Genomic DNA, 831 nt, shown 5'->3' on the forward strand with positions numbered 1-831 from the left:
GGAATGGCAACAGTTTTTTTGACAAATTTTATAAGGTGCAGAACTTCTTTCCGTATGCTATTCCGATTGTCCTTGACAATGAGCCTCCTCGGATGTGACGATCTTCGGCAGGAGCTAACAGTTAAAGTTAGACTGCCTCGCTAGCGTTAGCACATCCGAGCTCATTATCAAGGATTCGCTGCGCCAATCTCTGGTTACGGTAACCAACCGGTGTCTCGTAGCCAAGTGTACCGTGCAACCGAAGGTGGTTCCACCAATTGACATAGTCAAATAACTCCAAATCCAATTGTTGTAAGGTTTCAAATGTGTATTGATAGACAAATTCTACTTTCAACGACTTATAAGTTGATTCAGCTACGGCATTATCAAAAGGACAGCCTTTATGACTCAATGATCGATTGATGTCAAAAGTTGTTAATAATTCATCAATAGCTTGGTTATCAAACTCTTTTCCACGATCAGTATGAAAAATCTCAACCTCTGTCAGAGGTTGTTTGATACGGCTAAATGCTTTTTTTACTAGAACGGCATCTTTATGTTCTCCACAAGAATAGCCGAGAATTTCTCGATTGAACAGATCCAAAATGAAACAGACATAATTCCATTTTTTCCCGACTCGTACATAAGTCAAGTCTGTTACGATCGCTTCTAATGGGTTGTCTCTTAAGAATTTACGATTCAATACGTTTGTCGTTTTGGCTTCATTGCAAGTAGAATGATGTACTTTAAAATAAGCAACAGTATAGCTCGATTTTAATCCTCTATTTTTCATGATTCTACTAATTTTTCGTCGGCTGATCTGAATGCCTCGTTTTGATAAGGCTTTTTTTA

At 38.4% G+C, this 831-nt stretch carries 1 pseudogene; it reads right to left on the reverse strand.

Annotation, left to right across the window (positions count from 1 at the left end):
• Positions 1–127: 127 nt before the first annotated feature.
• Positions 128–831 (reverse strand): annotated as a pseudogene (locus ESP02_RS13160) (IS3-like element IS1485 family transposase); the annotation flags it as partial.

This window comes from Enterococcus sp. NBRC 3427, from assembly GCF_007996925.1.
GTDB classification, from domain to species: Bacteria; Bacillota; Bacilli; order Lactobacillales; family Enterococcaceae; genus Enterococcus_B; species Enterococcus_B lactis.